The following is a 5,907-nucleotide window of genomic DNA, read 5'->3' as shown; positions in this document are numbered from 1 at the left end:
GAGTGATGCCAGATCCGGCGGACCCGGACCCGTGGCGGGTCCGAGCCCGAGCGCCGAGCGAGGGTCCACGTGGGCCCTCGCTCGGCGCTCGGGCTCGGACCAATACGAACCCAACAGATCCGGTATGCGTTGTCACGTTTCAGACGGGCACTGGCGCGTCTCGGGTCGCGGCGTCGCTACTCCGGTAACCTCTGGCGAACGGTTCACGTCGCCCGCCCCGTTCCGTGCCTCCGCCCCGGGCCGAATTCGCGCGACGTCCGCACTGAATCCGCACTGAACGCGAGAACGGCAGCGGGGTCAGGCATGAGGCGGGGCCGCGGCGCCGAGCGCCGCGGCCCCAGTTCCCTCTCACCCGGCAACGGTCAGCGCCGCCGACCGCCGAACAACCCGCGCGACTGGCGCCCGCTCGGGACGAACCCTTCGGAGTACGCGTACGGTTCCGAGACGTACACGGTCGGATACGCCGGGTACGCCCCCTCCGCGGCCGGGGCGTAGGAGCTGGGGGTTCCGCCACTGGGTGCCGCACCGGCCGGGCCCGGCTGCGCGTACCCGCTCGGAACGATGGTGCCATTGGTCCCGGTCCCGGTCCCGGTCGCGGAGCCCGGAGCGGAGGCGGTGGGCATCATGCTAGGCCCGGAGTAACTCGCGCCGGTGGTGCAGCAGCAGGGGTCGCTGACGCTCGCGTAACTGGCGGTCACAGTGCCGTAGCCCGATGGGGAGCTGTAGCCCGATGGGGAGGTGTAGTAGCCGGAGGAGCCGGAGTAGTAAGGTGAGCTGTAGTAGGAGCCCGAGCCGGAGTACGAGGGGGATCCGTAGTACGAGGATGATCCATAGTACGAGGGGGATCCGTAGTACGAGGGACTGTAGTTCTGATAGCCGTACCCCCCATACGAGCGCCCGGAGTACATGGACCCCAAGCCCTGGGAGGGGAAGCCGTAGCCGGGGTTGAAGGAGCCGTAGCCGGGGTACATGCCGCCCCCGCCCAACCCGCCGCGGCCCTGTAAGAACTGGGCGTCGGCCGGTCCCGCGGTCAAGAACAGGCCGACGGTTGCGGCGCTCGCGTAAAGCAGTGATTTCATGTTCGCCTCTCCTGTAGGTGGCCCCGGCGGACCGCCGGGGCCACACCGCTTCAATCTGTCCGCACCCGCCGTACCGTGCGACGGGCCACTCCCTGGGTTCCGACGCGTAGTAGTTAACTCCTGACGCACACCGAATCCCGTGGCACCGTATTCCCTGGCAAGCGCTTCTTCTGGTCCGAGCCCGAGGCCGGGCGAGGGTAGCGTGCGCCCCCGCCCGGCCTCGGGCGGAGGCCGGCCCGCCGAGCCCCGGAGTCACTCCTCCCGGTTCTTGTCGAAGCCGGTCATGAGCTTCTTGAGCGTCGCGATGTGCGTCTCAATAGTCTTCTGCCCTTCGGCCAGGACGGCGCTCGCCTCGGGCGACGCGTGGCGGCGGAACGTCTGAACCTTGTCGAGGAGAGCAAGGTGCTCGTCGAGTTGGTGCCCGATGAAGCGCTTGTCGAACTCGCGACCGCTGAACGCATCCATCTCGCGGCGGTAGTTGGCGATGCACTGGTCGGCCACCTCGTGGTCCACCGCCACCATCCCCGCGGCCTCCACCGGCAGCGGAGCCCCGCCGGAGGCCACCAGCCAGGCGGCGGGCCGGTCCGGCTGCGTGCCCGGTGCGGGGCGGACCGGATAGTCGTACCCGAGCCCCTGAAAGGTTTTCTTGAGGGTCTCGTGCTCGGCGATCTCGGCCCGGGCGAACGCCTTGGCGCCGTCCGATTGCAGCTTGGTGAGGGCGAATGTGCAGTTCGCGATCTGCTTGCGGCCGCCGATCAACAGGGCCGGCACCAGGAGCGCGTCCTTGGGCGGGACCGCCTGCGCACCCGGCTGCGGGGGCGTTTGCGCACCTGGCTGCGCGGGTGTTTGCGCACCCGGTTGCGCGGGCGTTTGCGCACCCGCAAGGCCGGGGAGCGCCGCGGCCGCGGGTAGGGCGAAGAGGACGTCACGGCGAGTCACAGGGCACCTTGGGAAGTTAGGATGGGGCGTACGATCGGGGGTCGGTGCAGCGCGGGTGCCCCGTCCGGCACGTCCGAAGTGAAGGGGGTTGTTCCCGACCCGGTAGGGCCGAACCCCGACACACCGGCGGGATGAATGCGTTCCGGCCTCCGGGGCGGGAGTGGCGGTGATCAAGACGGACGGTCGGGGCGACCACCGGCGAGTCGCGCGACCCTCGCCCAGGGAGACGCTCCAGCCCCTCCGGCTCTCCCTGGTCCCGGCCCGGTACTACGTCCGCCTCGTCGGGTGCTGAGTCGAGTGCCCGTCGTGCGGGGACTCCGTCGCCGTCTTCGAGGCCCAGGCCGCACGCCCCGGCCCGTACACCGGGGCCGCGGGCCGGGGGCGAGCACCCCCACCGGACCGCGGCCGAGGCCGCAATGTCCTCCGCGCCGCAGTGGCCGCCGCGGTCGGCGATTCAAGGACCCAGTTCGAGGTGGCCCAAGAGGCGCTCGGGGTCACAGACGCGGCGCGCTTCGATCCCGCCTGGCGGACCTCCGCTGTCGTCGCGCTGGCCCGCGGGATCGAAGCGGAGGCGGCGTACGACAGCGTGCCGATCCTGGCGGATGGGTTGCAAGACTCCGGGTGCGACGACGAACACCTCCTCGACCACCACCGGCTGACCACGCGACACGCCAGATGGTGGTGGGTGGTGGAGTCAACCCTGGGCGGTTGCTTGAGCCTGTTGTGAGCCTATCTCGTTGCGTCGCCATCTGACGGGTTCCGGGAACTCGACAATCGTACCCGAGTGACGTGACGGACGACAGGTGGGCGTTCGCGGCCCGTACCTGACCCTGCTGCGCGAGGACGCCGGCCAGCGTGGGTGCGCGCTGCGGGACGTGTTCGACGCGCTACCGTGGGTCATCAAGACCGGTGCCCAGTGCCGCACCTGTCGCACGACTTCCGGCCCCGACCGGCCGTGTGCCAGCAGGCCCGGCGCAGGCTGTCGGCTCGGTGCCTCGAGCACACGACCCACGGTCCCCGGTGCTGGCGCGGCTGCACTCGGAGGAGCGGGGCGCCGGCCAGGCGGGTCGTGTTCGTCGAGGGGACCGGCGTTCCGTGGCACCAGACCCAGCCGAAGGGGATCGAGTGGAACAAGGGCTGGTGGCGTCGGCCCGTTCCGGCGGGGGTCGCACGGGCTGGCACGAACGCCGCCCCGAGCCGGCGAGACGTTCGCGGTGTTGAACCACGTCACCATCCGGCACGCGGACAGTTCGAGCGGCCGCGGGCCGCACCCGCTCACCGCCCGCAGGACGACGCGCGGGTGTCTCGGACCCCAAGGACGGCGAGCGGTTCAGCGCCTCCGGGCTCCCTGTCGGGACCAACGCGGCGATCGACGCGCCCGCGAGGGCGGCGGGACGGTTCCAAAGGGGTCCGTCACGAACTGGTCCGTTGGCGGGGCTGACGGGAAGCCGCCGCTCGTGATGACGACGGCCGCGCGCGGCCGATCCGGCCGCCAGGTCTTCACCCCCCCGCGGCGTAGTCGCGGAGCACGGCGGCCGGGTCGATCGGCTCGGCCGCCGGCGTCTCGAACACGAACACCCCGAACCGCACCGTCAGCGGACGGTCCGGGGCGATGGTGAGGGGCACGCCCGGGGCCTCGGCGTCCCGGGTGCGCAGCAGTCCGCGGAGCTCCGCACCGGAGCCATCGAGCTTCCCCGTCAGGACCGCCCCGACCGGGTTCTCGGGGTGCGGAATCAGCACGGCCCCCCACCGCCGGCCGTCGGTCGTGGTCGCCGCCTCGATCCACGGGGCGTGCCCGCCGGGGCCGCGGCCCGGCGCGGTGCGGAACTCCCACCGCTGCGTCCGCGCGAGCCGGATCCCGAACCCGTTCCCCTCGTTGGTGTTCACGACCGAGAACGGGTCAGCGGTGACCGTGGACGCCCACCGGACGAGTACCCCGTGCGGGCGCCGCGAGAAATCGATCGTCCGCTTCTCGTTGGCGCGGACCTTCTCGAGCCGCACGCCCTGGGCGTAAGTCAAGGTGTCGGTGAGGGCGGACGCTCCCCACTCAACCGCCGCCGTGCGGGTCAACTGGTTCCTGCCCGGCCTGACAACTGCCGACTGGCCGAATAGGCACCCCCACACGCCCGGGGCTTTGACGGTGTGCGGCCAGCTTCCTTCGGGAAGGGCTTCGGACACGACCCGCCCGCCCGGGGCGCGGAGGTCGGCAAGGAACGGCATGGAGTACTTCGGGTCCGCCAGGTAGGTCGCGAACGGCTTGCCGCCAACGGCCACCTCGACCCGCTCCCCGACCCTGGTGAAGGTGGCGTCTTGGCCCGGCCGCGGCACCGGGTCGGTCACCGGGTCGGGGGCCGGCACCGGGGGCGGCGCGGCCCTCCCCCCGCGCGTCGCCGTCCACCCCGCCAGGCTCGCGCCCGCGACCAGCGCGGCCGCGGCGGCCGCCCACCAGGCGCGAGCGGGGCGGGGCCGGGCCGCCGGGGCGTCGGATGGGTCGGGGTCCGCGGCGAGGTCGGACCACACCGCGGGCGGTCCGGCCGCGGCAACCGCGGCGACCGCGGGCGCGCGGAGCGCGCCGACGACGTCCGCGAGCGAGGGGTACCGGTCGGCCGGGTCCCGGGCCATCATCCGCCCGATCAGGGCGGCCACCTCTTCGGAGACGTCCGGGCGGGCGTGCCGGACCGGGACCGGGTCGCGGAGCTGGCGGGTGAGCAGCTTCTGGGCCGGGGTCCCGTCCGGGAACGGCGGCCGCCCGGTGAGGAGGAAGTAGAACGTCGCGCCCAGGGCGTACACGTCGGCCCGGTGGTCCACCCCGCTCGAGTCGAGGGTCTGTTCCGGGGCGATGTAGTCGATCGTTCCCATGACCGCGCCGGGGTCGTGCCGGGCCGTTACCCCGTCGTCGTCGTCACCGGCGAACAGGCGGGCCAGCCCGAGGTCGAGCACCTTGACCACCCCGGTCGGGGTGACGAGGAGGTTGGCCGGCTTCACGTCCCGGTGGACCCACCCCTCCCGGTGCGCGTGGTCCAGGCCGGCGGCGGCCTGGGCGATGAGTTCGACGGCCTGGCCGACGGGGAGCGGGCCGCGGGCCCGCACGAGGGCGCCGAAGTCGCCGCCCGCGGCGTACTCCATCGCGAGGAAGTGGACCCCGCCGTCCTCGTCGCAGTCGAGGGCCCGGATGACGTTCGGGTGGTCGAGGGCCGCGAGCGCGGTGGCCTCGCGGCGGAACCGGGCCAGGGTGGCGGGATCGGCGGCCCTGCGGGGCGGGAGGATCTTGATCGCGACGCGCTTCCGCATCTTGATGTGCTCGGCCAGGAGGACCACTCCCGCCCCCCCGGTCCCGAGTTCGTCGAGAACACGGTACTTCCCCATGAGGGTCAGCCGCCGCCCCTTCCCCTGGAGGATCGTGCGGGCCTGGTACCCCGTGAGGAGGCCGTCGGCCGCGAGCCTCGCGACGGCGTCGGGCACCGAGACGGGGCGCGCCGCGGCGAGCCACGCTTCGAACCGCTCCGGGGGAACGCACCCGCTCTCCCGCACAGCGTGGAGGAACGCGGGCAAGTCGGGTCCGGGCACGCCGTTGGCGGTCGTCGTGTCCATCTGGTCAGGTTGGGCCGGGAGGGCTGCGGGGGGAGGCGCCGTCAGTTTACTGCAACACCCGCCGGCGCGGGCAGAATTATTCGCCTCGGATGGGGCGCGTGCCGAGACGCGCCGCCGAGATTTGCCGCCGACGCGGACGGTGTGTGGGCGCCCACGGGGGGCGAGGAGTATGCGGGCGGGAGCGCCCGCGCCCCGGCCGCCACCTCCCGGGCGCGTGTCACTTCCCGGCGGGCCGGGGGACGTGGCGGATGAAGTGGTCCTGCCACGCGGCGATGTGGGCCACCATCCGCTCCCGGGC

At 72.9% G+C, this 5,907-nt stretch carries 4 protein-coding genes; 2 read left to right on the top strand and 2 right to left on the bottom strand.

The annotated features are described in order from the left end of the window. Window positions 1-1,331: 1,331 nt before the first annotated feature. Window positions 1,332-1,850 carry a hypothetical protein gene (locus ACTIGN_RS15795; RefSeq protein WP_439625491.1) on the bottom strand — a complete coding sequence of 173 codons (519 nt, stop codon included), beginning with the start codon at window positions 1,848-1,850 and terminating at the stop codon, window positions 1,332-1,334. A 334-nt stretch (window positions 1,851-2,184) separates the two neighbouring features. Here ACTIGN_RS15795 and ACTIGN_RS15790 point away from each other — a divergent pair, with 334 nt between their 5' ends. Together ACTIGN_RS15790 and ACTIGN_RS15785 are read left to right on the top strand one after the other, a co-directional pair. Further along, window positions 2,185-2,310 (top strand): hypothetical protein, encoded by a 126-nt coding sequence (locus tag ACTIGN_RS15790; RefSeq protein ID WP_439625489.1) that lies wholly within the window; start codon window positions 2,185-2,187, stop codon window positions 2,308-2,310. A gap of 141 nt (window positions 2,311-2,451) precedes the next feature. After that, window positions 2,452-2,745, top strand: coding sequence for a hypothetical protein (locus ACTIGN_RS15785; RefSeq protein WP_439625487.1), 294 nt, complete (start codon window positions 2,452-2,454; stop codon window positions 2,743-2,745). A gap of 773 nt (window positions 2,746-3,518) precedes the next feature. Here ACTIGN_RS15785 and ACTIGN_RS15780 read toward each other — a convergent pair. Then, window positions 3,519-5,609, bottom strand: a complete 2,091-nt coding sequence (locus ACTIGN_RS15780; protein WP_439625485.1) for a protein kinase domain-containing protein — start codon at window positions 5,607-5,609, stop codon at window positions 3,519-3,521. Window positions 5,610-5,907: the final 298 nt, after the last annotated feature.

The organism is Gemmata sp. (assembly GCF_051859125.1).
In the GTDB taxonomy this organism is placed as follows: domain Bacteria; phylum Planctomycetota; class Planctomycetia; order Gemmatales; family Gemmataceae; genus Gemmata.
The sequence above is the reverse complement of the archived record's forward strand: the minus strand, read 5'-3'. Positions and strand labels throughout refer to the sequence as shown.

What these genes read in the sequence shown, in the direction of transcription:
- ACTIGN_RS15780 (WP_439625485.1), bottom strand. Translation starts at nt 5,609, where the DNA reads ATGGACACGACGACCGCCAACGGCGTGCCCGGACCCGACTTGCCCGCG.